The sequence below is a fragment of the Streptomyces sp. NPDC002623 genome (assembly GCF_053592635.1).
In genome coordinates this window covers 76,005-99,387 of sequence record NZ_JBSFWB010000004.1, presented here as the reverse complement: position 1 = coordinate 99,387, position 23,383 = coordinate 76,005, and the positions used below count along the sequence as shown (strand labels likewise).

The 23,383-nt window shown below is 73.6% G+C and carries 17 protein-coding genes and 1 pseudogene; 9 read left to right on the top strand and 9 right to left on the bottom strand.

Annotated elements, in window-relative coordinates; genetic code table 11:
* Positions 1-626 (bottom strand): annotated as a pseudogene (locus ACWD4O_RS08500) (VWA domain-containing protein); the annotation flags it as partial.
* Positions 627-892: 266 nt separating this feature from the next.
* Here ACWD4O_RS08500 and ACWD4O_RS08495 point away from each other — a divergent pair.
* Entirely contained in the window at positions 893-2,950 is a 2,058-nt protein-coding gene (locus tag ACWD4O_RS08495; RefSeq protein ID WP_451278710.1) for a PhoX family protein, read from the top strand.
* A 69-nt stretch (positions 2,951-3,019) separates the two neighbouring features.
* On the opposite strand, the gene ACWD4O_RS08490 is transcribed toward ACWD4O_RS08495, so the two are convergent.
* Together ACWD4O_RS08490 and ACWD4O_RS08485 are read right to left on the bottom strand one after the other, a co-directional pair.
* Positions 3,020-3,973, bottom strand: coding sequence for an endonuclease/exonuclease/phosphatase family protein (locus ACWD4O_RS08490; RefSeq protein WP_451278708.1), 954 nt, complete (start codon positions 3,971-3,973; stop codon positions 3,020-3,022).
* 10 nt (positions 3,974-3,983) lie between these two features.
* Positions 3,984-4,721 (bottom strand): alpha/beta fold hydrolase, encoded by a 738-nt coding sequence (locus tag ACWD4O_RS08485; protein ID WP_451278706.1) that lies wholly within the window; start codon positions 4,719-4,721, stop codon positions 3,984-3,986.
* Between the two features lie 92 nt (positions 4,722-4,813).
* Between ACWD4O_RS08485 and ACWD4O_RS08480 the strand changes: the two genes are divergently transcribed.
* Positions 4,814-6,157, top strand: coding sequence for an aminotransferase-like domain-containing protein (locus tag ACWD4O_RS08480; RefSeq protein ID WP_451278704.1), 1,344 nt, complete (start codon positions 4,814-4,816; stop codon positions 6,155-6,157).
* Here the strand turns inward: ACWD4O_RS08480 and ACWD4O_RS08475 are convergent.
* A complete protein-coding gene (locus ACWD4O_RS08475) occupies positions 6,054-6,974 on the bottom strand; it encodes a hypothetical protein (RefSeq protein WP_451278702.1) in 921 nt (306 codons plus the stop codon). The two genes, ACWD4O_RS08480 and ACWD4O_RS08475, sit on opposite strands and share 104 nt — an antisense overlap.
* A gap of 225 nt (positions 6,975-7,199) precedes the next feature.
* Complete coding sequence (locus ACWD4O_RS08470) at positions 7,200-7,655, bottom strand: hypothetical protein (RefSeq protein WP_451278700.1); 456 nt, start codon at positions 7,653-7,655, stop codon at positions 7,200-7,202.
* A 135-nt stretch (positions 7,656-7,790) separates the two neighbouring features.
* Here ACWD4O_RS08470 and ACWD4O_RS08465 point away from each other — a divergent pair, with 135 nt between their 5' ends.
* Positions 7,791-9,011 carry a PP2C family protein-serine/threonine phosphatase gene (locus tag ACWD4O_RS08465; RefSeq protein ID WP_451278698.1) on the top strand — a complete coding sequence of 407 codons (1,221 nt, stop codon included), beginning with the start codon at positions 7,791-7,793 and terminating at the stop codon, positions 9,009-9,011.
* 63 nt (positions 9,012-9,074) lie between these two features.
* Positions 9,075-10,172 (top strand): hypothetical protein, encoded by a 1,098-nt coding sequence (locus ACWD4O_RS08460; protein WP_451278696.1) that lies wholly within the window; start codon positions 9,075-9,077, stop codon positions 10,170-10,172.
* On the opposite strand, the gene ACWD4O_RS08455 is transcribed toward ACWD4O_RS08460, so the two are convergent.
* On the bottom strand, positions 10,156-10,968 hold the full coding sequence (locus tag ACWD4O_RS08455) for an NPP1 family protein (RefSeq protein WP_451278694.1): 813 nt from the start codon (positions 10,966-10,968) through the stop codon (positions 10,156-10,158). The two genes, ACWD4O_RS08460 and ACWD4O_RS08455, sit on opposite strands and share 17 nt — an antisense overlap.
* A 248-nt stretch (positions 10,969-11,216) precedes the next feature.
* On the opposite strand from ACWD4O_RS08455, the gene ACWD4O_RS08450 reads away from it, so the two are divergent.
* The 4 genes from ACWD4O_RS08450 to ACWD4O_RS08435 all read left to right on the top strand — a co-directional run bounded on the left by ACWD4O_RS08450 (position 11,217) and on the right by ACWD4O_RS08435 (position 19,223).
* The gene (locus ACWD4O_RS08450) at positions 11,217-14,990 is read left to right on the top strand and encodes an nSTAND1 domain-containing NTPase (RefSeq protein ID WP_451278692.1); all 3,774 of its coding nucleotides are present in this window, start codon (positions 11,217-11,219) and stop codon (positions 14,988-14,990) included.
* Positions 14,991-15,322: 332 nt separating this feature from the next.
* Positions 15,323-16,666 carry a helix-turn-helix domain-containing protein gene (locus tag ACWD4O_RS08445; RefSeq protein ID WP_451278690.1) on the top strand — a complete coding sequence of 448 codons (1,344 nt, stop codon included), beginning with the start codon at positions 15,323-15,325 and terminating at the stop codon, positions 16,664-16,666.
* Between the two features lie 164 nt (positions 16,667-16,830).
* Positions 16,831-18,543 carry a PHP domain-containing protein gene (locus ACWD4O_RS08440; protein WP_451278688.1) on the top strand — a complete coding sequence of 571 codons (1,713 nt, stop codon included), beginning with the start codon at positions 16,831-16,833 and terminating at the stop codon, positions 18,541-18,543.
* Positions 18,540-19,223 (top strand): hypothetical protein, encoded by a 684-nt coding sequence (locus ACWD4O_RS08435; RefSeq protein WP_451278686.1) that lies wholly within the window; start codon positions 18,540-18,542, stop codon positions 19,221-19,223. Before ACWD4O_RS08440 ends, ACWD4O_RS08435 begins: the two co-directional genes overlap by 4 nt.
* A 43-nt stretch (positions 19,224-19,266) precedes the next feature.
* Here the strand turns inward: ACWD4O_RS08435 and ACWD4O_RS08430 are convergent, their stop codons facing one another.
* Positions 19,267-20,241, bottom strand: coding sequence for a nucleoside hydrolase (locus ACWD4O_RS08430; protein ID WP_450946450.1), 975 nt, complete (start codon positions 20,239-20,241; stop codon positions 19,267-19,269).
* A gap of 534 nt (positions 20,242-20,775) precedes the next feature.
* Here ACWD4O_RS08430 and ACWD4O_RS08425 point away from each other — a divergent pair.
* Positions 20,776-21,549, top strand: a complete 774-nt coding sequence (locus ACWD4O_RS08425; protein WP_451278683.1) for a hypothetical protein — start codon at positions 20,776-20,778, stop codon at positions 21,547-21,549.
* Between the two features lie 18 nt (positions 21,550-21,567).
* Here ACWD4O_RS08425 and ACWD4O_RS08420 read toward each other — a convergent pair whose 3' ends face one another.
* Together ACWD4O_RS08420 and ACWD4O_RS08415 are read right to left on the bottom strand one after the other, a co-directional pair.
* The gene (locus tag ACWD4O_RS08420) at positions 21,568-22,332 is read right to left on the bottom strand and encodes a TIGR03943 family putative permease subunit (RefSeq protein ID WP_451278681.1); all 765 of its coding nucleotides are present in this window, start codon (positions 22,330-22,332) and stop codon (positions 21,568-21,570) included.
* The gene (locus ACWD4O_RS08415) at positions 22,329-23,345 is read right to left on the bottom strand and encodes a permease (RefSeq protein ID WP_451278679.1); all 1,017 of its coding nucleotides are present in this window, start codon (positions 23,343-23,345) and stop codon (positions 22,329-22,331) included. The genes ACWD4O_RS08420 and ACWD4O_RS08415 overlap by 4 nt, the downstream gene beginning before the upstream one ends.
* Between the last annotated feature and the right edge of the window lie 38 nt (positions 23,346-23,383).

Sequence of the window (23,383 nt, the reverse complement as noted above, 5' to 3'; positions counted from 1 at the left end):
GTCGGCGTCACCTCGGCCTCGGCCTCAGGGGCCGCCTCAGCCTCGGGGGTCGCCTCAGCCTCAGCCGTAGCCTCCTCCGCAGTCGTCACCTCGGTCTCAGCCTCGGCGTCCGGCACAGCCGCGTCCGCAACCGCGTCCGCAGCCGCAGCCCCGTCCGCAGCCTCAGCCGGATCCGCAGCGGGCTCCACATCCGCGTCCGCAGCCGGCTCCACAGCCGCAGCCGCAGTCGTGTCCGCAGCCGCAGCCCCGTCCGCATCCGCATCCGCGTCCACAGCCACAGCCGCAGGCTGGTCGTTTGTTTCTGTCTGGTCCTCCGACCTCGTCGGCTTCGGGACCGACACGTTGTCGAAGGCTGCCGCGACGAGGTCGTGTTCGTTGTCGTCGGTCGACGGGCGGGGTTCGGGGACCTGGGCGGTCGGGGTGGGCTTCGGGGTGGGTTCGGGGGACGGGGACGGGACCGTCGGTTCCGGCTTCGGCGCCGGAGTGGGCGCGGTCGCCTCGTGGTCCCGCTCCTCAGGGGCGGCGGTTCGTTCCTGCGAAGGAACCTGTTCCGCACCCTCTGCCTCGGCGGGACGCCCCTTGCGGGACCTGCCGAACGCGTTCCGCAGGAGAGTGAGAATGCCCATATGCGCAACCCTTCGCATGAGTTGATGCCCGTAAATCCCTGGCCAGGACGGACACGTAAGGTTAGCGGCCCTGGGTGGTGATCTTGGGCAGGGGTGAGTGTGGGGAATCCACGTGTGTCAATACCGCCTCCCCGCCCCCTCCGCGCAAGCCCAACACCCTTGTGTCTGCCTGGGATTCACCCTTCGTTCACGCTGCGGCAGCGCCTGCGCACATACGTGCCCCTACCGTCACGCTCACACCAAGGGCATGCAAGGGGAGATTAAAGGTGCGCAAGCTTCTGCCGTTGATCGGAACGCCGTCCCAGTCCCATCCCGGCGGTCGCTCCGCCATGACCTGCCGTTTCCGGTGTGGTGACGCCTGTTTCCACGAGGTGCCCAACACCAGCGACAACGAGTACGTCGGTGACGTCATCGCGGGGGCCATCGGCCGCCGGACGATGATGCGCGCCGCCGCCGTCGTGACCGTCGCGGCCGCCGCCGGGACCGCCGGTGCGCTGCCGGTCGCGGCCGCACCGGCGCAGACCACCGGGAAACCCGCAGGCAGCGCGGCCCGTGGGCTGCGCTACAGCTCCGTCGCTCCGAACACCCTCGACGCCGTCACCGTCCCGGACGGGTACGGGCAGAACGTCGTCATCCGCTGGGGCGAGCCCATTCTGCGCGGCGCTCCGGCCTTCGACCCGGAGAACCAGACCGCTGCCGCCCAGGCCGGTCAGTTCGGGTACAACAACGACTTCCTGGCGCTGCTGCCCCTTCCGGGCGAGTGCGACCGGCAGCTGCTCGTGGCCAACCACGAGTACACCGACGAGATCCTCATGTTCCGCGGCTACGACGCCGCCAACCCGACCCGGCAGCAGGTCGAGGTCGCCTGGGCGGCCCACGGGCTGGCCGCCGTGGTGGTGGAGGAGGACCGTCGGACCGGGAAGCTGACGGCCGTGCCCCGGCACCACCTCAACCGGCGGGTCACCGCCACCACCGAGTTCCGGCTGACCGGGCCCGCCGCCGGGTCCGACCTGCTCAAGACCTCCGTCGACCCGACCGGTCGCAAGGTCTTCGGCACGCTCAACAACTGCTCCGGCGGGACGACCCCCTGGGGCACCACGCTCCACGGCGAGGAGAACTTCAACCAGTACTTCGCCAACAGCAGCCGGGCCACCGACAAGCGTTACGGGATCGGGACCGGGGCCACCGAGCGCAAGTGGGAGAGGTTCGACAAGCGGTTCGACGTCGCCCAGGAGCCCAACGAGGTCCACCGCTTCGGGTACGTCGTGGAATTCGACCCTTACGACCCGACCTCGACGCCCCGCAAGCACACCGCGCTCGGGCGGTTCAAGCACGAGGCCGCGACCGTGCGGATGACCGCGGACGGGCGGCCGGTCGTCTACTCCGGCGACGACGAGCGGTTCGACTACTTCTACAAGTTCGTCGGCAGCAAGCGCATGAAGAAGGGGTCGAGCCGGTCCGTGCGCGAGCACAACCTGTCGCTGCTCGACGAGGGCACCCTGTACGTCGCCAAGCTGACCGGCGACTCCCCCGCCATCGAGATCGACGGCACCGGCAAGCTGCCCGCCGACGGCGAGTTCGACGGCAGCGGCCAGTGGATCCCGATCGCCACCGCCACCGCCAAGGGCGCCGTCAGCCACGTCGAGGGCATGACCGCGGAAGAGGTCTTCGTCTTCACGCGGCTGGCCGGCGACAAGGTGGGCGCCACCAAGATGGACCGGCCCGAGGACATCGAGCCGTCGCCCGTCAGCGGCAAGGTGTACATCGCGCTGACCAACAACACCAACCGCGGCGTCGGCTCGAACGCCAAGGCCGACGAGGCCAACCCGCGCAACGCCAACAAGCACGGGCACGTCCTGGAGCTGACCGAGGCGCGCAACCGTCCCGAGAGCACGGCCTTCGCCTGGTCGCTGTTCCTCGTCGCCGGTGACCCCGACGACCCGGCGACCTACTTCGCGGGCTTCCCGAAGGACGACGTCAGCCCGATCTCCTGCCCGGACAACGTCGCCTTCGACCCGTACGGCAACCTGTGGATCTCCACCGACGGCTCCCAGCTCGGCTCGCACGACGGGCTCTTCGGCGTGGCCACCACCGGTCCGCGGCGCGGTGAGCTCAAGCAGTTCCTGACCGTGCCGAAGGGCGCGGAGACCTGCGGTCCGCTCATCCAGGACCGCCGGGTCCTCGTCGCCGTGCAGCACCCGGGCGAGATCGACGGCGCGACCGTCGACAAGCCGGCCAGCGCCTGGCCGGACGGCGCGGGCAAGTACGTCCGCCCGGCCGTCGTGGCCGTCTGGCGGAAGGACGGCCAGGACATCGGTCGCTAGGGCCCTCGTGCTCCGACGGCGGTTCGGGTCCGTGCCTCGCACGGATGCGGGCCGCCGTCGTCCGCGTCGTCAGGTCCGGTGCAGGGTGAGGGTCACCAGCAGCGCGCGGTGGTCGGTGCCGTCGAGGCGGAGAAAGCGGGCGTCGCCCGCCGCGAACTGCTTCGAGACGAGGACGTGGTCGATCTGCGCGCCGAAGGCGGGCGTGGTGCGGCTCGGCCAGCTGGGCTCGCGGTCCTCGCCGGCGAGGCGGGCCGCGTCGCGCAGCCCGGTGTCCAGGATGCGGCGGAAGACGGCGTGGTCCTGGGAGGCGTTGAAGTCGCCGGCGAGGATGAGCGGACCGTCCCGGTGGGCGGCGGCGAAGTCGCGCAGTCGCCCCAGCTCCCGCCGCCACACGGTCACCTGGCCGGGCAGCGGCGGCTTGGGATGGGCGAGCTGGAGCCGTACGGCCCGTCCGCCGACGTCGGCGACCGCCCCCGGCATCCCCATCTCGCCGGGCACGCCCTCCGCCGCCGTCAGCGGATACCGGCTGAGGACGACCGAGCCGACGGAGCTGTCCCCGGGCACGGCCTGCCGGTAGGGGTACGCGCCCCCGAGCTGTTTCCGTACGGCCGCCAGGCAGCTGTACTCGCACTCCTGCACGAACACGATGTCCGGCTTCTCGCGCCGGACCACCGGGATCAGGGCGTCGGTCGCCCACCCGAACTCGACGTTCGACGTCAGCACCCGCAGCCGGGCGAGCTCCGGTCCCCCGGGTTCCGCGCCGGTCCCGTACGGCTCGACGGACCAGGCGAGCAGCCCGAGCACGACGACTCCCCACCACAGCCCGGTCCACCAGCGGGCGAGCATCGTGACCAGGATCCCGGCCCCGGTGGGCACGATCAGCCACGGCAGAAACGCCAGCAGCTGCGGCACGGGCGTGACGCCGTCGGCATCGGCGACCCGACACCCGACGACCACACTCATCCCGGCCAGCAGCAGCCCCGCACACCAGGCGCCGAGGAGCCGCACGCGTGTCGAACGCATCCCGGCCAGGCTACGCCTCGATCTTCGCCAGGAAGTCTTCGAGCACCTTGTTGAACTCCGCCGCCCGCTCCAGGTTCGGCAGGTGGGCCGCGCGGGCGATGACATGGAGTGCGGAGTCGGGGAGCGCCGCGTGCAGCGCCGCCGCGTCCGACACCGGGGTGTACTCGTCGTCCTCGCCGACCACGACCAGCGCGGGGACCGTGACCCGGGTCAACAGGGGCCGGTAGTCGGGGCGTTCGGCCCGGCCGCGCAGGGCCGCCGCCGCGCCCTCGGGGGAGGTGGCCGTCATCATGCGGTGGACGTGGCGCTTGACGGCCGGGTCGGCGTAGGGGGCGACCATCTTCTCCAGCACCTCGTCGGCGTAGCCGGCCATGCCCTCCGCGAGCAGCCGGTCGGCCATCTCGTTGCGGGCCAGCCGGCCGCCGGGGGTCTCCGGCGCGGCGAAGGTGTCGGCGAGGACCAGGCCCCGGACGCGGTCGCCGAGCCGCGCGCAGCACTCCATCGCGATCTGGCCGCCCATCGACAGACCGGCCAGCACGAAGGTCTCCACCTTCAGCTCGTCCAGCAGCGACGCGATGTCCTGCGCGAAGTCGGAGAGCAGCGTGATGCCCGGGACCGCCGGGGAGGTTCCGTAGCCGCGCAGGTCCGGGGCGATCACCCGGCGGGTGGGCGAGAACGCCTCGATCTGCGGGGTCCACATCGTGTGGTCGAAGGGGTGGCCGTGGACGAGTACAAGGGGAAGCGCCATGTGATCGACAGTAGGGCGGCTGAAATCCTCGGTGCAATAAGATCTTTGCCCTCGGTGCAATCTCAGCAATCTCAGAAAGAAGGGGGGCGGGAGTGGGTGACTTCCGGTCCATCGCCGACCGCATCGCCGAAGACATCGCGGTCGGGCGGCTCCGCCCCGGTCAACGGCTGCCTCCGCAGCGGTGGTTCGCGCGACGGCATCGCATCGCGCCCTCGACGGCCGGGCGGGTCTACGGCGAACTCGTCCGGCGCGGGCTGGTGGTGGGGGAGGTCGGCCGGGGCACCTTCGTGCGGGCCGCGCCGGACGGGGCGCAGGGGCGCGCGCTCATCGAGTCGGCCACCGCCGCGCCCGTCAACCTGGAGCTCAACTACCCGGCCGTGCCGGGCCAGTCGGAGCTGCTCGCGCCCTCCCTCGCGCCGCTGCTGCGGGCCGACGCGCTGACGGAGGCGATGCGTCCGGGCGCCGCCGACGGGACCGCGGCGGCCCGCGAGGCCGCCGCCGAACTCCTCGCCCTCCCCGACTGGCGGCCGGACCCCTCCCGGGTCCTCTTCGCCGGCAACGCCCGTCAGGCCATCGCCGCCGCTCTCGCCTCCCTGGTCCGGCCGGGCGGCCGGGTCGGGGTGGAGGAGCTGACATATCCGCTGGTCAAGGAGATCGCCGGGCGGTTGGGGCTGGTGCTCGTGCCGCTCCCCGGCGACGCGGAGGGCGTGCGGCCGGACGCGCTCGCCGCCGTCCACCGCGCCGCTCCCCTCTCCGCCCTCTACCTCCAGCCGACCCTGCACAACCCGACGGCCGCGACCATGAGCGAGCGGCGGCGGCATGAACTCGGGCGGCTGGTCGTCGAGTCGGGGCTGCCCGTCGTCGAGGACCGCATCTGGTCGTTCCTCCATCCGGACGCCGTTCCGCTCGCCGTCCACGCCCCCGGGCTCACCCATGTCGTCGACGGGCTGTCCAAGCGGGTCGCGCCCGGGCTGACCGTCGGGTTTCTCGTCGTGCCCGGGCAGCGGACGGAGGCGGTGGGGGCCGCGGTGCGGTCCGGGGGGTGGAGCGCGGGGCGGTTCGCGGTGGAGGCGGCCGTGCGGTGGACGGGCGACGGGGTGGTGCGCCGGCTCGTCGAGGAGAAGCGGGCGGACGTCGCGCGACGGCAGGCGATTCTCGCCGAGCATCTCGCGGGGTTCACCGTACGGACCGATCCGCGCGCCTATTTCGCCTGGTGGGAGCTGCCCGCGCCCTGGCGGGCGGACACCTTCACGGCCGCGGCCGCCGCGCACGGCATCGCCGTCACTCCGGGCACCGCCTTCGCCGTCGACCCGCACCGCACGCCGGACGCGGTCAGGCTCGGACTCGCGTCGGCTCCGCCCCCGGAGCTTGCGCGGGCGCTGCGGACGCTCGCCGGCCTCGCAGCAGCCGGGCCGCCGGAGAGCCGGGCCGGCTGAGCCAGGTCGCCGCCGCCAGCGTCAGGCCCAGCGCCAGCAGCAGCCACGAGGCCGTGCGCAGGGTCTCGGTGAGGGCGTCGTAGACGGCGCCCGCGGCCGGGCGGTGGGCCGGGTCGGGGAGGTCGGCGAGGGTCAGCCGGCGGCCGACGGCGACCGCGAGGCCCAGGAAAGCGCCGCCCAGGGCCGTGCCGAGGGCGGTCGCGGTGATCGCCCGGCGACGGCAGGCCGCCACCGCGATACCGGTCACCGCGAACACGACGGCCGTCAGGGGAAGCCAGAAACCGGCCACGTCCAGCACGCGATAGCCCTTCCGGAGTGCGGCCAGGTCGTCGGAGGGGAGCAGCGCCACGCGCGTGTGCTCGACGGGGATGCGTTCGGCGAACGGCACGTGATCGACCGTCAGTTGGCGTTTGAGCGGGGCGGTGACGGTCGCCAGGTCCACGGTGACCGGCTCGTCGGCGTGGCCGCCGCGGCCGTCGGGGTCCTCGTCGCGGAGCGCGTGCATCACCGCCGTGTGCGCCGCCTCGTTGCCCGCGTCCCATGCGCTGCGGTAGGCGCGGGTCGCGGTGAACGAGCGGACCGCCTCCCGCAGGAAGACCGGGTTCAGTCCCGACTCGCGTGCCACACCGTCACCCACCGTGTCCGCGACGGCGTCCCGCACGGCCGGGTCGGAGGCGAGCGGCGCCATCGTGGTCACATAGCCGCGGGTGTCGGTGAGGCCGTACGCCGCCCAGGCCGCGAGCGCGCCGAACGGCGTGAACAGGCAGGACAGCGCGATGAGGGCGGCCGAGAGAGCGGTCCGCAGGCTTCGGGACACGTCTCAAGGCAACGGGGTCGGGGCGGGGAGCGCGAGCCTGTCGCGGCCGTACGGGTGGCGCACCGTGACATGTTCCGGTGGAGGGTTCGCCCGAACGGGTGTTTCCTGGTTCTGGGGGACAGACCTCGTCGGACGGCTGGGAGAGGATCCCGGCCGGCCGGTGAGTGGAGGGATGAGGGAACGCATGGGCCCCGGCGTACAACGCCGGGGCCTGTGTGACGGGGGTCAGCGGATGCGGTGTCCCTCCGCGTCCTCGTGCGTGTAGTAGCGGTAGAAGAGCGTGGCCATGGTGACCGCCGCGACCGCCAGCGCCATGCCCGTGGAACGCAGGACGGACGCGCCGGTCTGGCTGTACAGGAAGCCGAAGGAACAGCCCGCGAAGGCCGTCCACAGCAAGGCGTGCACTTCGCGCCGCATGCGTGGGGCCAGGGCGTGGATGCCCAGGTACAGCGCCGCGAACGCGAACGCGCTCACGAAGCCGAGCAGGACGTTCCAGCCGGTGATCGGGCCGCCGGAGCGGTTGTTGGCCGCGACCCAGTAGCCGTAGACGAGCCCCAGGGTCACGGCCGTCGACGCCTGGGCGTTGCGGTGGAAGCGTTCGCTGAAGACGTTGGGTGTCTGCGGCCGTGCGAACGGGTTCCGTTCGGCCGGCACTCCCGACGTGGGCACCGCATGAGACATGGGAGCACTCCTCTCTCCTCGCCCCGCCTCCCTCCAGGGCACACCTGGGGCGGGGCGGTGGCAAGTCGGCCGGCAGGGGTCGCGCCGGACGGGTTCCCGGATGCGGGCGGCCGCGGCCCGTGTTTCGCTCGTCCCATGGACCGCCGTCCGCGGGCCCGGCGCCGGGACGTGCTGCAACGTCACCAGTTGCTCCAGATCAAGGGCCGCAGCATCACCTGGCTGGTGCCGCTGCTCGTGCTCGTCGTCATCACCTACGCCGACTTCAACAGCACCGGCGAGTTCCGGATCGTCTCGTGGTGTGTGTTCGTCGCCGCCATCGCCTCCGCGCTGTGCGGGGTCTGGACGACGGCGCTCTTCGCGGCGCTCGCCCTCGTCGCCTACGCCACCAGCGACGCCGCCTGGCCCTCCGAGTACCGGGAGGGCCCCGCCGACTTCGTCCTGGTCCTCGTCGGCGGTCTGCTGTCGGTGCTGGCCGCGTCGGTCCGGGTGCGCGGCGAGCGGCGGATGCTGCACATGATGGACATCGCCGAGACGACCCGCCGTACGGTGCTGCGCCCGCTGCCGCCGGGCTGGGGCGGCCTCGACCACGCGGCGGTCTACCTCGCCGCCGACGCCGACGCCCGGATGGGCGGCGACTTCTACGACATCCAGCCCGGCCCGCACGGCACCCGCGTCCTGCTCGGCGATGTGCAGGGCAAGGGGCTGGGCGCGGTGGAGACGGCGGCGGCGCTGCTGGGCACGTTCCGCGAGGCCGCGTACCACGAGGCGGACCTGGGCGTCGTCGCCGCCCGGCTGGAGACCCGGATGCGACGGCACCGTCAGCACACGGTGGCGCTCGGGCGGGCGGACGGCGACCGGTTCGCGACGGCCGTGCTCATCGCCTTCCCGGTGCGGGAGGAGGACGGGAAGGCGGCCGTCGAGAGGATCGAGGACACCGAGGACACCGAGAACGCCGAGGGCACCGAGGACATCGAGATCGTCGGGTTCGGGCATGAGCCGGTGCTCGCGGTCGGCGGGGCGGCGGGCGCCGTACGGGCGCTGCCGCAGGGCGACCGGCTTCCGCTCGGGCTCGGTGAGCTCGTCGTCGGGCAGGTCGGGCCGCCGCAGGTCCTGCGGGTGACCGTCGCCGCCGGTGCGACGCTGCTGTTGGTCACCGACGGGGTGACCGAGGCACGGGACCGCGCCGGGGAGTTCTACCCGCTGGCCGAGGAGGTCGCGGCGGCCCTCGCCCGCGATCCGCGCGTCGCCGAACCGGGCCGTCTGGTCGCCTTCGTGCGGGACGGCACGCTGCGGCACTGCGGAGGGCGTCTGGACGACGACACCACCGTCTTCGCCGTACGGCGTTCGCAGGCCTGAGACCTCCCTTTGCAGCAGCAGCGGTTACCGTGCTGACGTACGTGATCGACAGGGGAGGGGACCATGACCGGAACCGTGCTGGTGCTCGCGGCCTCGCCCATGGGCAAGGGACGTCTGGTGGACGCGGCCTCCGTGCTCCCCGTGCTGGCGGCCGTGCCGCCCTCCGTGCTGGCCGGCGCCGACACCGCGAACGTCGTCGAACTCGCCGATCCGCTGGAGCCGCAGGCCGTGCTGACCCGGCTGCGGGCCGCGGCGGCGGCGCCCGGGCCGCTGACCCTGTTCGTCGCCGGACAACTGCACCTCGACCGGCGTCAGCGGCTGCCGCATCTCGCGTTGGCGCGTACGACGCCGTCGACCGTTCGGTACACGGCATTGCCGTGGCACTGGTTCCGGGAGGAGCTGCGGTTGCGGGCGGCCGGGTCCACGACGGTGGTGCTCGATCTGCACGCGGACGCCGAAGTCTGGGAGTGGCTGCGCGCGAACGTGCTGGACTGCGGGCCCGGGGCCGCCGTCTACGGGCGGGTCGCGCCGCCGCCCGCGGGGCGGCGGGGGGTCGCGGCGCCGTCCTATATGAAGGCGGTCGCGACGATACTGCGCAGTGGGGAGCGGCCGGAGATCTCACGGTTGCACCAGGCCGCGCTCACTCGACTCGCCGGGGAGGGGGAGACGGCGGACCTGGTGCTGTCCGCCGCCCCTGCCACACCTGCCGCCCCTTGGCTGAAAGAGCAGGACGCCGATCCCCATACCGCCATCTCCGGCGCCGTCCGGGACGGGCGGCATGCCGACGCCGATTCCCTGGCCGCTCGTTGGGAGCAGGCTGCGGTGGTCGCCCACGGGCGGGGGTCCGAGGAAGCCCTGCACTGGGCCGAGGTCCGGGCGGATCTGGCGATGTTCGCCGGGGACGCCGAGCGGAGCTGCCGGACGTGGCTGGCGGTCGCCGTCGTCCGGCTGGAGGTGGGGCAGCCGGTCGACGCTCCTGCCGTGGAGGCGGCCGTGGACCGGGCGCACCACCAGTGGGGGCGGATCGACAGCGCGGCCCGAGCGCGTGAGCTCGGGCCGGCGCTCGCCGAGTTGCGTGCCAGGGTGCCCGGTCGGCGCGAGGGCGCCCTGGATCACGTCCAGCAGCAGTTGCGGCAGTTGGAGGTCAGCTCCAGGCGTTGAAGTTGATGCCGGACGGCTTGGCCTTGTTCAGGGTGTTGCGGAAGCGGTCGTTCTTGTCCTGGAGCGGGAAGTTGGCCTGGCCCCAGTCGGAGTTCGCGAGCGCGTTGAACGCCGTGCGGTTCTGGCTCCACAGGGTGTCGTAGGGCACGAGGGCCGGACGGTCCCAGTTGTCGCCGCCGCCCCAGGCCTCCGCCTTCTCGCCGACCTTGGCGAAGCGGAAGGAGTGCGTGCCGAACTCGCCTTCCTTGTGGTAGACGACCTTGAAGCGCTTGCCGACCCGCTCGACGTCGTTGAACCGCTTGGTCGTGTAGTTGCCGTGGGCGGACGTCGACACATAGCTCGGCCACTCGTCGTTGCCGTGCCACCAGACCACGGCGGCCTCCCACTCGTGCCGGTGGCCGATGTCGGCGACGGCGTTGCCCTGGTCCTTCTCCATGTACAGGGTGTAGACGACGGCGCACCAGCCGGTGCCCTTGTCGCACTTGGACCGCGAGTAGGTGTTGGCCTTGCCGAGGTGGTTGGTGCGGCAGCCGCCGGTGATCGAGCCGGAGTTGTTGAGTCCGCCGTTGAGACGGCCGCTCGCGTCGACGGCCGCGGCCGGGAAGCAGCTGTCGCTGTCGTAGTCGAACAGCGGCTGGAACTTCTCCTGCGTGGGGGCGCCGGCGCCCATGTAGGGGAAGGGGGTGAGGATCGCGGCGTCGGCGCTGCCGGTCAGGCCGAGAGTCAGCGCGACGGCGGTGCCGGCGACGACGGCGGCTCGGCCGAGGCGCGACGTCTTGGTTGCCAGGGAAGACATGCGGGTGCTCTCCAGTTCCTCGAGTGCTCGGACGAGTTCGAGGCTGGCGGGCCCGGAGTTGATCGGCAGCCCCTTTCGACGGGGCGATCAATTCCTGTGCGTTGTCCGGTCCTGTGCGTTGATCCGGGCGCGGTTTCTGCACGTCATCAACCTCACACCAGGCGTTGGTGTACGACGGATCACGACGAAACGTAGTTTGAGCGTTCCTGAACTCCGTTTTCATCTGCTGCTCGGAAGTGGGTGGACCCGTGGGACGTCCCGAACGACCCCTGGACCCCGAAGCCGGTCCCGTGCAACGCCTCGCGAACGACTTGCGTGAGCTGCGCGCGTCCGCCGGTTCCCCCTCGTACCGCACGATGGCGATCACGGCCGGGTTCTCCGCGACGACGCTGTCGCAGGCGGCGGCCGGCGAGCGGCTGCCGTCGCTCGCGGTGGTCCAGGGGTATGCGCGGGCCTGCGGGGCGGATCCCGGGGAGTGGGAACCCCGGTGGAAGGAGGCCGAGGCCGAACTCGCCCGGGTCCAGGCCGACGGCGAGGGGGAGGCGACCCCGCCGTACCGGGGGCTGGCCCGGTTCGAGCCGGACGACCGAGCGCTGTTCTTCGGCCGGGACCGGCTGCTCGACGAGGTGCAGGGGCTGGTGTGCGGCGAGCACCGGTTCGCGGTGCTGTTCGGGGCCTCGGGGAGCGGGAAGTCGTCGCTGCTGAGGGCGGGGTTGATCCCCCGGCTGCGGGAGAAGATCGCGGAGCTCGGGGCTCCTGCCGTGCTGCGGGTGCTCACGCCCGGGCCGCGGCCGGCCGCCACGTACGGGCATCTGCTGGCCCCGGCGGAGGGCGAGCCGGAGGCCTGGGTGGTCGTCGACCAGTTCGAGGAGGTCTTCACCCTCTGCCGGGACCCCGAGGAACGGGCCCGCTTCCTGGATCTGCTGCTGGCCGCACGGGACCCGGCCTCCCGGCTGAAGGTGCTGGTCGCCGTCCGCGCGGACTTCTACGCCCGGTGCGCCGAGCACCGGGGGCTGGCGGACGCGTTGCGCTCGTCCGCGCTGCTGGTCGGCCCGATGTCGGCGGACGAACTGCGGGAGACGGTGGTGCGGCCCGCGCAGGCGGCGGGGCTGCTCGTGGAGCGGGAGCTGACCGCGCGGATCGTCGAGGAGGTCCTGGACCAGCCCGGCGCGCTGCCGATGCTGTCGCACGCGCTGCTGGAGACCTGGCGGCGGCGCAAGGGGCGGATGCTGACGCTGGCCGCGTACGAGGCGGTCGGCGGGGTCAGCGGCGCGATCGCGGCGAGCGCCGAGGAGGTGTACCGGCAGCTCTCCCCGGCGCAGGCGCACACCGCCCGCCGGCTGTTGCTGCGGATGGTGGAGCCGGGGCAGGGGACGCCGGACACCCGCCGCCCGCTGACCCGGGCCGAGCTCAGGGAGTATGCGGACCCCGAGGCCCCGGTGGTGCTGGAACGGCTGGCCGTCGCCCGGCTGCTGACCGCCGACGAGGACGGCGTCCATCTCGCCCATGAGGCCCTGATCGGCTGCTGGCCCCGGCTGCACGGCTGGGTCGAGGAGGACCGGGAGCGGCTCAGACACCACCGTCGGCTCAGCGAGGGCGCGCACGCCTGGCTGGAGCACGACCGTGACCCGGGCGCGCTGTACCGGGGCAGCCGGCTGGCGCGGGCGGAGGAACTCTTCCCCGACCACGCGACCGACCCGGGACTGACCGCCGTCGAACGGTCCTTCCTCCTCGCCGCGTTCGATGCCCGGGAGGCCGAGCGGCTGGCCGCGGCCCGGTCCAGGCGCCGGGGCCGACTGCTGGTGGGAGCTCTCTCCGGGGTGCTGGCGGTGTGTCTGGTGGTCGTCCTGGCCGCGTTCGAGCAGCACCGGGACAACGACCGGCAGCGCACGCAGAACACCGCCCGCCGGATCGCCGCCGTCGCCGACGGACTGCGCACGACCGACCCGCGGGCCGCGCTGCTGCTCGGGGTCGCCGCGTGGCGGATCGCCCCGCTGCCGGAGACCCGGCGGGCCCTGCTCGGCTCGCTCGCCCAGCCGGAGCCGGACGCCTTCACCGACCCCGCCTCCGGCTACAGCGAGCGCCGCTTCCTCGTCGACTCCGGGCGGACGCTGCTCGGCGTGGGCGGCCGGGTCTGGCAGACCTGGGACGTGGCCACCCACCGCCGCACCGGCCGGGGCAGCCTCCCGGCGGGCGACGCGCTCGCGGCCGGACCGGACGGCCGGATCCTCGCGCTCTCCGACGACGCGGGCGTGCGGCTGTGGGACACGGCCGCCGGGACCTGGGCGAAGGCCGGGCGGACCACCGGCGACCACGACCTGAGCCTCGCCCCGAGCGGCCGCGCCTACCTGCTCGGCCGGACGTTCGAGGACGGCGTGCAGCTGCGCTCCCTCACGGACGACCGGCTGCTGTTCGAGACCCGGGACGCCGACCGGACGAACGTGATGCCGAGTGCCGACGACGGCAAGGTGGTCGTCTGCCCGACCGGCCACGCGCCCCAGGTGTGGGACACGGCCGCCCACCGCACGCTGCCCGGCGACTGGGAGAACGCGGGCGCGCTCTGCGACAGCGACACCACGATGGCGGCGTACGGCTACGGCAGCCCGGACCGGTTCGCCGTGGTCGCCCCGACCGGCGTCCACGTCTGGGACATCCCGTCGGGGCGGCTGGTCGGCGAGGTCGCCGACCAGGGCGTGCAGTACGCCTCCCTCAGCAAGGACGGGGCCTTCCTGGCGACGGGCGGCGCCGACGAGATCCGGATCTGGCGGCTGTCGAAGCCCGACGCCCCCGTCTTCCGGTACCCGCTCAACAACCAGCACGTCTACGACTGCCTCGCCTGGGACCCCGACCGGCCCTTCCTGCGCTACCTCGAGGGCGGCACCGTCCACACCCTCGACCTCACGACGGCCATGACCTCCCAGTGGCGCGAACAGCCCCTGGACGGCGTCCTGCTCAGCCCCGACGGCCGCACCCTGGCCACCGCCCGGCGCTCGGGCAGCCGCTACCGCTTCGAACTGCACGACACCCGGGACGGCAGACTCCTGCGCGCCCTCCCCGCCCCCTCGATGCCCGTCTCCGACGACCCCGCCCTGCCGGTCGTGCCGCAGGACACGGCCCCGCTCATGACCTTCAGCCCCGACGGCGGCTCCTTCGCCTACGGCATCGCGGTCGCCGGCCGGCAGGCGTCCCCGCAGCGCTTCACCGTCTGGGACGTCCACCACGACTGGCGGCAGAGCTCCCTGGACCTGTCGACGTCCGCGGCCGGCACCGCCGTCGTCACCCTCGCCCTGGACGCCGGCGGCCGCACCCTCTACACCACCCGCACCCCGGAGATCGGCACGCTGAGCAACGAGGCGTGGGACACCGCGAGCCATCGCCGCAAGAGCGTCGTCACCGGCACCGACCTGGCCAGTCTCCACCTCGCCGTCCGCCCCGACGGCGGGCTGCTGGTCGGCGACAACCGCTCCGCCCGGCTGCCCGGCGGCACAGGCACGCCGAAGGACCTCGTCCAGGGCGAGGAGATCAACGCGCTCGCCTTCAGCCCCGGCGGCAGCGGACTGGCGGCGGGCGACAAGACCGGCCGGGTCGCCCTGTGGGACGGCGACCTGCGCCACCGCGCGGGCGTCCTGCGCAACGTCTTCCCCGCGCCGCTCGGCGACACCCCGGAGGCCGTCAGCGCCCTCGCCCTCAGCCCCGACGGCCGCACCCTCGCCGTCGGCGGCGACGCGGGCACCCTCCAACTCTGGGACACGGCCACCCAGCAACCCCTGGGCGGCCCCCTGCCCACCCCCGGCGAGGCCGTCGAGACCCTCGCCTTCAGCGGGGACGACACCACCCTGTACGCGGGGGCCCGGCACGTCCCGATCCAGCGCTACGCCGTGGACCCGGACCGCGCCGTGGCCCGCGTCTGCCTACGCGCGGGCGACACCGAGCTGACGACGTCCCAGTGGCGCACCTACGTACCGGACGCGACCCACCGAAAGGTCTGCGGCCGCAAGGGCGTCGCGGACATCGCGCGCTAGGACGGGTCTTCGCCCTGCCAGACCCTAACGGCGCTCGGTCGTCTCGTGCTGTGAGGTCGGGGTGCTGTCGGCGGTGGCTCTGGCCGGGCCCGCGTTGGCTGCGGTGATCAGGGCCGTGACAGCCAGGAGCGCTGCGGCGACGGCCCTGACGTAGGGCGCGGAAGGGCGTGCGGAAGGGCGTGCGGCTGTGCGTCCGGGCACGGCTACCTCGCAACGTCGGCGACTGCGATACTCACGTCAGCAAGCCATTAAGCGTGCTTAACTCGCTGTTTAACCTAGGGGCTGAGATAGTCCAACGGCAAGAGGCACAGGGGGAGTTGGGGGAGTCGAGCGTGGGAGAGCGGGACGAGCCGGAGGTCGTCGGCCGCCGGGTGCAGCGGCTGCGCGTCGAACGGGGCCTGACACAGCGGCAGTTGGCCGAGCCGACCTACACCCCTGCCTATGTGTCCACGCTGGAGGCCGGCCGGGTGCGGCCCTCCGACGAGGCGCTCAAGCACATCGCCGAACGGCTCGGCGTCGACTTCGAGGAGCTGGCGACCGGCCGGCCCGCCCGGCTCGTCACCGACCTGCGGCTGCGCCTCACCGAGGCCCAGCGGGCGCTGGCCACCGGCGAGGCCGAGGAGGCGGCACGGCAGTACACCGAGCTGCTCGCGGAGGCGGAGCAGCACGGCCTGGCCGAGGAGCAGGCCACCGCGCTGCTCGGACTCGGCGAGTGCGGGATCGACACGGGCGACCTGGACGCGGCCCGCCGCTGCTTCGAGCGCGCCGAGGCCGTGCTCGCCGACGCCCCGCTCCCCGCCCGCGTCCCCGCCCTGCGCGGCCGCGCCGTCTCCCACTACCTCGCCGGTGAACTCCGCTACGCCGTCTACCTGTTGGAGTCCACGCTCGACGAGCTCAACCGGGGCGGACTGCACGACCCGGACGCGCTGCTGCTGCTCTACGCCTCCATCATCGGCCCGTACATGGACATGGGTGCGGCGGCCCGCGCCGCCCAGGCCGCCGAGTTCGCCCTTGCCCTCGCGCCCCAGGTCGCCGACCCCGCGCTCGTCGCCCGTATGCACCGCTCCGTCGCCCGCACCCTCCTGGCGGAGGGCCGCCTGGCCGAGGCCGACGCCTCGCTGGCCAAGGCCGCCGAGCTCTACCGCCAGCTCCAGCTGCGCACCGAACTCGCCAACTGCCACTGGATGCGCGGTTACGTCTACGCGCAGAACGGCGAACTGGAGCGCGCCGAGGACGAGTTGAAGCAGGCGCAGGCCATGCTCTCGGCCCAGCGCGCCGCCCTCTACAGCAGCCAGGTCGCCGTCGAACTGGCCGACGTCCTGCACCGCAGGGGCAAGTCCGACGAGGCCGCCGCCCTGCTGAACGACGTCCTCGGGGACCTCTCCCCCGAGCGCGGGGCCGTGCACTCGGCGGGCGCGCACCGGCTGCTCGGCATCATCGCCGAGGACGCCCGCGACACGGAGGCCGCCGAGGAGCACTACGTGCGCGCCCTCAGCCTCCTGGAGCGTGCGGGCGCGGCGGGCGACCTCGCCGACCTCTGCCGCCTGCTGGGCGACCTGCTGCGCCGCACCGGCCGCGTCGAGGCCGCCCTGGACGCCTACCGCACCGGCCTCGGCCACCGCACGGCCCCGGGCACGACGACCCTGGGCCCGGCCCCGGCCCAGCCGCCGCTGTAGTCGCACGGGTCCAGGCCCCGCCGGGCGGCCCGTTCTCGTCGCGCATGAGCTGCACATGACTCGTTCGTCGCCACACCACCACCTCGATCCCCGCTGTTCACCGGTTCTTTCCAGACTCTGCACGTCCGCACGTGAAGGTCCCTGCATTTCAGCGGGAGTTGAGCATGAGCCACGGCCACAGTCACGACGACCACGGTCACCACCATCACCACCACCACGGGAGCGGGGACGCCACGTCGCTGCCGCCCGCCCTCGACACGTCCGTCCCGGACGAGGAGCTGACGCCCGGCCAGCTGTCCCGGCGGGGCATGCTGCGCCGTACCGGACTGCTCGGCGCGGGGCTGGCGGCGGGCGGCGTGCTCGCCGGCGCGGGGGAGGCAGCCGCGTCGGTGCAGCAGCAGGCGTCCCAGAAGACGCAGGGCGGCCGCGGCGGGTACCTGTGGCTGGCCGGCGACCACCACATCCACACCCAGTACAGCAGCGACGCCAAGTACCGGGTCATCGACCACGTACGGCAGGCCAACGCGCACGGCCTGGACTGGATGGTCATCACCGACCACGGCAGCGTCGCCCACGCCAAGATCGGCGTGGAGAAGGTCAATCCGGACATCGTCGCCGCCCGCGACCAGACGGACGACACCCTCGTCTTCCAGGGCCTGGAGTGGAACATCCCGGGCGCCGAGCACGGCACGGTCTTCGTGCACCCCGGCAACAACGAGGTGGCCGTGCTGAAGGAGTTCGAGAACTCCTTCGACGGCAGCGTCAAGGGCGCGAGCAGCGGTACGCCCGCCAACGAGGCGCTGGCCATCGCGGGTGTGAACTTCCTCGCCGACCAGGTCCGCCGCCGCAAGGTCAAGGACGCGCTGTTCCTCGCCAACCACCCGGCCCGCAAGGGCATCGACTCCCCGCACGAGATCCGCGGCTGGCGCGACGCCCAGCCGACGATCGCCGTCGGCATGGAGGGCGCCCCCGGTCACCAGGCCGCCGGCCTCCCCGCGCCGAAGGGCCCGGGCGGCGGACGCGGCATCTACGACGGCAGCCCCGGCGCCGAGTCCTTCCCCGGCTACCCGCTGGAGAGCTACCGCACCTGGGGCGGCTTCGACTGGATGACCGCCACCGTCGGCGGCCTCTGGGACAGCCTCCTCGCCGAGGGCAAGCCCTGGTGGATCACCGCCAACTCCGACTCCCACAACGTCTACGCCGACACCGCCGTACGCGGTCCGGGCGGCGACTTCAACGCCGACGGCCGTTACAACGACCCGGTCTACGGCGGTGGCATCAGCCTCACCGACACCGACTTCTGGCCCGGCCAGTACTCCCGCACCCACGTCGGCGCGGCCTCCTTCTCGTACAAGGCGGTCATGGACGGCATCCGCGCGGGCCGCGTCTGGGTCGACCACGGCGGGCTCATCAGCGGTCTCGACGCCCGGCTCGTCTCCGGCGGGCGGGAGGTCGCCCTGGGCGACTCGCTGCATGTGCGCCGCGGCGCCCAGGTCGACCTGGTCATCAGGATCAGCCTCTCCAACGGGCCCAACTGGGCGCAGTTCCAGCCCTCGTTGGCCCGCGTCGACGTCATCCAGGGCGATGTCACCGGCCCGGTCGCAGACAAGGACGTCTTCGCCACGCCGAAGACGAAGGTCGTCAAGTCCTTCGAGGTGAACAAGTCCACGGGCAGCGTCCGCCTGACGTACTCCCTCGGCCGCCTCGACAAGCCGGTCTACGTCCGCCTGCGCGGCACCGACGGCAACCGCGGCGCCGTGGGCGTCAACGGCGCGGCGATCGACCCCGCGGGCCCGGCGATGGACGTCCTCGGCGACGCCGACCCGTGGAAGGACCTCTGGTTCTACTCCAACCCGATGTGGGTCCTGCCCGCATGAGCAGTCCGTACGACGAGCACGACCAGTACACCGCGTCCGGCGTCCACTCCGTCATCGGGGTGGACGCCGGCACGGCGAGCCTGCGCGAGGCCGACCATCTCGTCCGCCGCCTCGTGGCCGCCCTCGACCTCCCGCCCGGCACCGTCGCCTGCACCCATCTGATCCGCACCGACACCCGCCGGGGCACGGCCGTCTCCCTCGCCCTGCCGGACAGCGCGTCGGCGCAGGCGGCCTGGCGGCGACTCACGGAGACGGCGGCGGGGGAACCGGAAGCAGAAGCCGGGACGGGCACGGACACGGGGACGGCGGCGGAGACGGGCGCGGCCCTGGGCGACCGTACGCACGGTCCGGCCGAAGCGGCCCGCGCCGCCGCCCTGGCCGCCGCCGAGCACGCGGGGCGGCAGGCCGGCCGGGCCGTGGTCTACCCCGGCGCGGAGCGGCTCACCGGGACGGTCACCGTGGCCGAGCTGCTGGAGCTGACCGCCGTCGACCGGGTGATCGTGGTCGGCGCGCCCTCGGACGACGGCCCCGACCCGGCCACCCCTGTGCACACCCAGGATCACGTACGACCCGAATGGCGCGCGGGGCAACTGGTCCTCGCCCTCGTGCCGGCCGCCGGCCACACCCTCGCGCCCTTCGAGGTCCCCAACCCCACCCCGTGCTGCGCCGACCACACCTAGGACGGATGGACGGACGGACGGTCAGACAGACCTGGGACGGTCCTCAGGGCCCCTCCAGCGTCGTCAGCCACAGCTTCACGTAACGCTCCACGTCCACGTCCAACGCCACGTCCACCAGGGCCTGTTCGCGGATGCCGTCGTGGATCTCGGACTCGCCGTGGCGGGGGCGGCGGTCGACGATCGTCTGGCCGCGGGACGGGCCGGCGGCGAGGGAGACCTCGACCGGGAGGCGTTCGGTGGTCAGGCCCGCCGGGTCGGCCACCGCGCAGACCGCGCCCGCGTCGCCGAGACCGCCGGTGGGGGTGGGGTCGCCGGAGGTGGCCGGGTCGCGGTGGGCGAGCAGTTCGCCGGCCAGGCGCAGCCGGGGCTCCGAACTCGCCCGCAGCCGGGCCACGTCCGCGGCCGGGACCAGGACCCGGGTGAACACGTCCAGGCCGTACATCGTGATCGGCACGCCCGCGGTGAGCAGGACCGCCGCCGCCTCCGGGTCGTGCCAGACGTTGAACTCCGCGACCGGGGTGGCGTTCCCGGTCGTCACCGCGCCGCCCATGAACACGATCCGCTCGATGTTGCGGGTCACCTCCGGGTGGGTGCGCAGCAGGAGGGCGATGTTCGTCAGCGGGGCGGTGGGGATCAGGGTGACCGGGCGCGGGGAGGCCAGGATCTCGCGGCGCAGCAGGGTGACGGCGTCCACGTCGACCGGGCGGCGGGTCGGTGCGGGCAGGCCCAGATCGCCCATGCCGTCCTGTCCGTGCACGTGCGACGCCGAACGGGCGGGCTCGATCAGCGGGCGCTCGGCGCCCCGGGCGACCGGGATGTCCCCGGCGCCCGCGTGCTCCAGCACGGTCAGCGTGTTGCGGACGACGCCGTCCACGTCCGTGTTCCCGGCGACGCAGGTCACCGCCCGCACGTCCAGGCCGGGATGGCGTACGGCGAACAGCAGGGCGAGGGCGTCGTCGACGCCGGTGTCGCAGTCGATGATCACGGGGATGGGCTGCTCGCTGCTCTGCTCGGTCACGTAAGGACTCCTTCCGCACACCAACCCGGTCGTCCCCGACCCTATGCGGACCCGCCCCTCCCCACAGCCCGGTCCCCCGCACGGCCCCCGCGTCACGGAGCCGACGGCCGCCCGCCACACGGCGTGCCCCGACGGCCCCCGCCTCGCCGCGAGCCCCACTTCCCAACCCCCACCGGGCGCAGCCGGTCCGGCCGCCGCGCCTCCCGCCCGCCGATCCGGGGACGCACCTCGGCAGCCTGGCAGCGCCTCGGCGCGGCAGCCGAACCCGCGCCCCGGCGGCCGCCCCGCACGCGCGCCCCCCGCTACCCATCCGCGGCCGCTCCTCACGCGCGCCTCGCTCCCCATTCCGCCGAGCACCCCCCCTGCCGCATCCCCGAGACCCGCCCCGGCCCGGTGGCCCACTCGCTCGCAGCAATGCAGGTAACCCGTACGGCCCGCCGCGCTGGTCGGGGCGTAGTACCGGTGTTGCCGTGAGAGGAGGCAGCCCGGCGCAGCCCGGCACGACCCCGCGCGCACTTCTGGAGGCATCCCCCGATGAGCCGTCGTACCCTCCTGGCCTCCTCCGCACTGCTCCTCGGCGTCGTCACCGGCTGCGCCACCCTGGGGCTGGAGCATCCCCCGACCGCCGCGCCCGCCACGCCGACCGTCGTGCGGTCCTCGGCCAAGCCGGCCGCGCCGGCCACCGCGCCCGTGCTCACCGAGGCGCAGGCGCACGCCGCTCTCATCACCGAGACCGACCTCGGCGCGCCCTGGACCCCCACCCACGGCGCCGCCACCTGGCGGGACGGGATGCTGAAGGCGACCACCCCCACCGCCGACTGCCAGAAGCTCCTCGACGACCTCTACGCCGACGAGCTGCTCGGCGGCCCCGCCCGCGCGGTCGTCGCGCTCGACGACCCCGACGCCGGCGCCCAGCTCCGCTACCAGCTCACCGGCAACCGCCCGGCGGACGTCGACCGCAAGCTGGCCTGGCTGAAGACGATGCCCCAGAAGTGCGCCCGGTTCACGGCCAAGGCGACCGGCGACACCGTGCTGGACGTGCAGGTCTCCGACCTGGCGCTGCCGGAGGTGGGCGACCTCCGCCAGGGTCTGCGGGTGAGCCTGACCGTCTGGGCGACCGCCGAGGAGAACGGCGGCGACCCGACGGTCCTCACCCTGGACGTCGCCGCCGTCCGGGCCGGCGAGGACGCCTTCGCCTTCACCAACGGCGGCCTGAGCGACGCCCCGAACGCGGCGACCCAGGCCGCCGTGCAACTCGGCGTACGGCGGCTCGCGGACGTCCGGAAGCAGGGGCGCGTGCAGGTGTGAACCGGGAAGCGGCAGCCGCTACGGCTTTTCGTAGGGGTCCGCCGGCTGCTTCACCCGGGTGACGTTCGTCGCCGTCAGCAGCGGCGGCCAGGCCGCGTCGGAGCCGAGCTCGCCCTTCGGCAGCCAGGTGCCGGTGACGGTGACCCAGGTGTCGGCGGGCAGGACGTCGTCGTCCGCGCCCTGGATCTCGACCTTGCCGGTGGTGGCGTCGGCGGCGCAGCAGGTGACGGTGAGACGGGTGACGTACCAGGCGCCGTCGTCGCCGTGGGTGACGAAGCCGGTCAGGCGGACGGTACGGCCCGTCAGCGAACGTCCGCTGTCGTAGATCGCGCGTGAGCCGAACTCGCCGACGGTGAGCGTCAGCGGGTTCCCGGCCGGGAGCGCCGGGAAGGCGCCGACGCCCTGCGCGGCCCGCTGGGCGGCCTCGCGGCCCGCGCTGTAGGAGCCGAGGGCGGGCGGCGGGAAGAGGAGGAGGGCGAGGGCGGGGAGGGTGAGCAGCCAGGCCACCCGGGGGCCGGCGGGGCCGTGCGAGTGCCCCTCGTGGCCGGCGTCCTCCTCGCTGTGGTCCTCGTGGTCGTCGTGGTCATCGTGGTCGTCGTCCGGTGTGCGGTGGCGCAGGACCGCCGTCACCAGGCCCAGCAGGACCAGCGCGACCCCGGAGACGACGAGGTACGGACGCAGTCCCGCCTGCACGTACCGCAGGTACAGCTCGCTGCCGAGGGTGATCCGCAGGACCGCGCCGCCGGTGAGGAGGAGCAGTGCCGCCGGTCCGTACCGCCTCACAGCAGCCACCACCCCACGAGGACGCTGGCGGTCAGGGCGACCACCCAGGTCGCCGACGCGAACCGTACGGCGAAGGACCGGCCGAAGGTGCCCGCCTGGAGGGCGATGAGCTTCAGGTCGACCATCGGGCCCACCACCATGAACGCCAGCCGCGCGCTGGGCGGGAAGGCGCTCAGGGAGGCGGCGACGAACGCGTCGGCCTCGCTGCACACGCACAGCACGACCGCCAGGACGGCCAGCAGCGGCACCGCGAGCCACGGGGACCCGGTGAAGACGTCGAGGACCGAGCGCGGGACGACGATGTTGAAGGTAGCCGCGGCCGCCGCGCCCAGCACCAGGAAGCCGCCGGCGTGGAGGAAGTCGTGCTGAAGGCCGGTGAGGAAGGCGCGGGCTCCTCCGGCGGCGTGGGACTCCTGCCCGGCCGTCCGGGGCTTCGGCAGCCGCAGCCACTTCTCCTTCCCGAACCGCGCCCACAGCCAGCCCATCACGACGGCCGTGCCGAGCGAGGCGAGCAGCCGGGCCAGGACCATCTTCGGCTGGCCGGGGAAGGCGATGGAGGTCGCGACGAGCACGACCGGGTTGATCGCGGGCGCCGAGAGCAGAAAGGCGAGGGCGGCCGCCGGGGCGACTCCGCGCCGCATCAGGCTCCCGGCCACCGGCACGGAGGCGCACTCGCAGCCGGGCAGCACGACCCCGGCGACCCCCGCGACCGGCACGGCGAGCGCGGGGTTGCGCGGCAGGAGCCGGCGGAACACCCGCTCCGGGACGAACGCGCCGATCGCCGCCGACACGACCGTCCCGAGGAGGAGGAACGGCACGCCCTGGACGGCGACGGCGGTGAAGACCGTCCACCAGGCGGCCACCGGCGGGGTGTAGAGGTCGAGCGCGAGCAGCGGTCCGAGGACGGACACGACGGTCGCTATGGCGAGCAGCGCGGCGCCGCCCAGCACGGCGTACACGGACGCGCGCACGGCAAGCCGCAGGCCGTCGGCGACAGTCCGTTGGTTGTACACCTCGCGGAAGTTAGCGAGGACGGCTGTGGGTTGCCGCG

What these genes read in the sequence shown, in the direction of transcription:
- ACWD4O_RS08490 (WP_451278708.1), bottom strand. Translation starts at nt 3,973, where the DNA reads ATGCGTTCGACACGCGTGCGGCTCCTCGGCGCCTGGTGTGCGGGGCTG.
- ACWD4O_RS08485 (WP_451278706.1), bottom strand. Translation starts at nt 4,721, where the DNA reads ATGGCGCTTCCCCTTGTACTCGTCCACGGCCACCCCTTCGACCACACG.
- ACWD4O_RS08470 (WP_451278700.1), bottom strand. Translation starts at nt 7,655, where the DNA reads ATGTCTCATGCGGTGCCCACGTCGGGAGTGCCGGCCGAACGGAACCCG.
- ACWD4O_RS08465 (WP_451278698.1), top strand. Translation starts at nt 7,791, where the DNA reads ATGGACCGCCGTCCGCGGGCCCGGCGCCGGGACGTGCTGCAACGTCAC.
- ACWD4O_RS08460 (WP_451278696.1), top strand. Translation starts at nt 9,075, where the DNA reads ATGACCGGAACCGTGCTGGTGCTCGCGGCCTCGCCCATGGGCAAGGGA.
- ACWD4O_RS08455 (WP_451278694.1), bottom strand. Translation starts at nt 10,968, where the DNA reads ATGTCTTCCCTGGCAACCAAGACGTCGCGCCTCGGCCGAGCCGCCGTC.
- ACWD4O_RS08440 (WP_451278688.1), top strand. Translation starts at nt 16,831, where the DNA reads ATGAGCCACGGCCACAGTCACGACGACCACGGTCACCACCATCACCAC.
- ACWD4O_RS08435 (WP_451278686.1), top strand. Translation starts at nt 18,540, where the DNA reads ATGAGCAGTCCGTACGACGAGCACGACCAGTACACCGCGTCCGGCGTC.
- ACWD4O_RS08425 (WP_451278683.1), top strand. Translation starts at nt 20,776, where the DNA reads ATGAGCCGTCGTACCCTCCTGGCCTCCTCCGCACTGCTCCTCGGCGTC.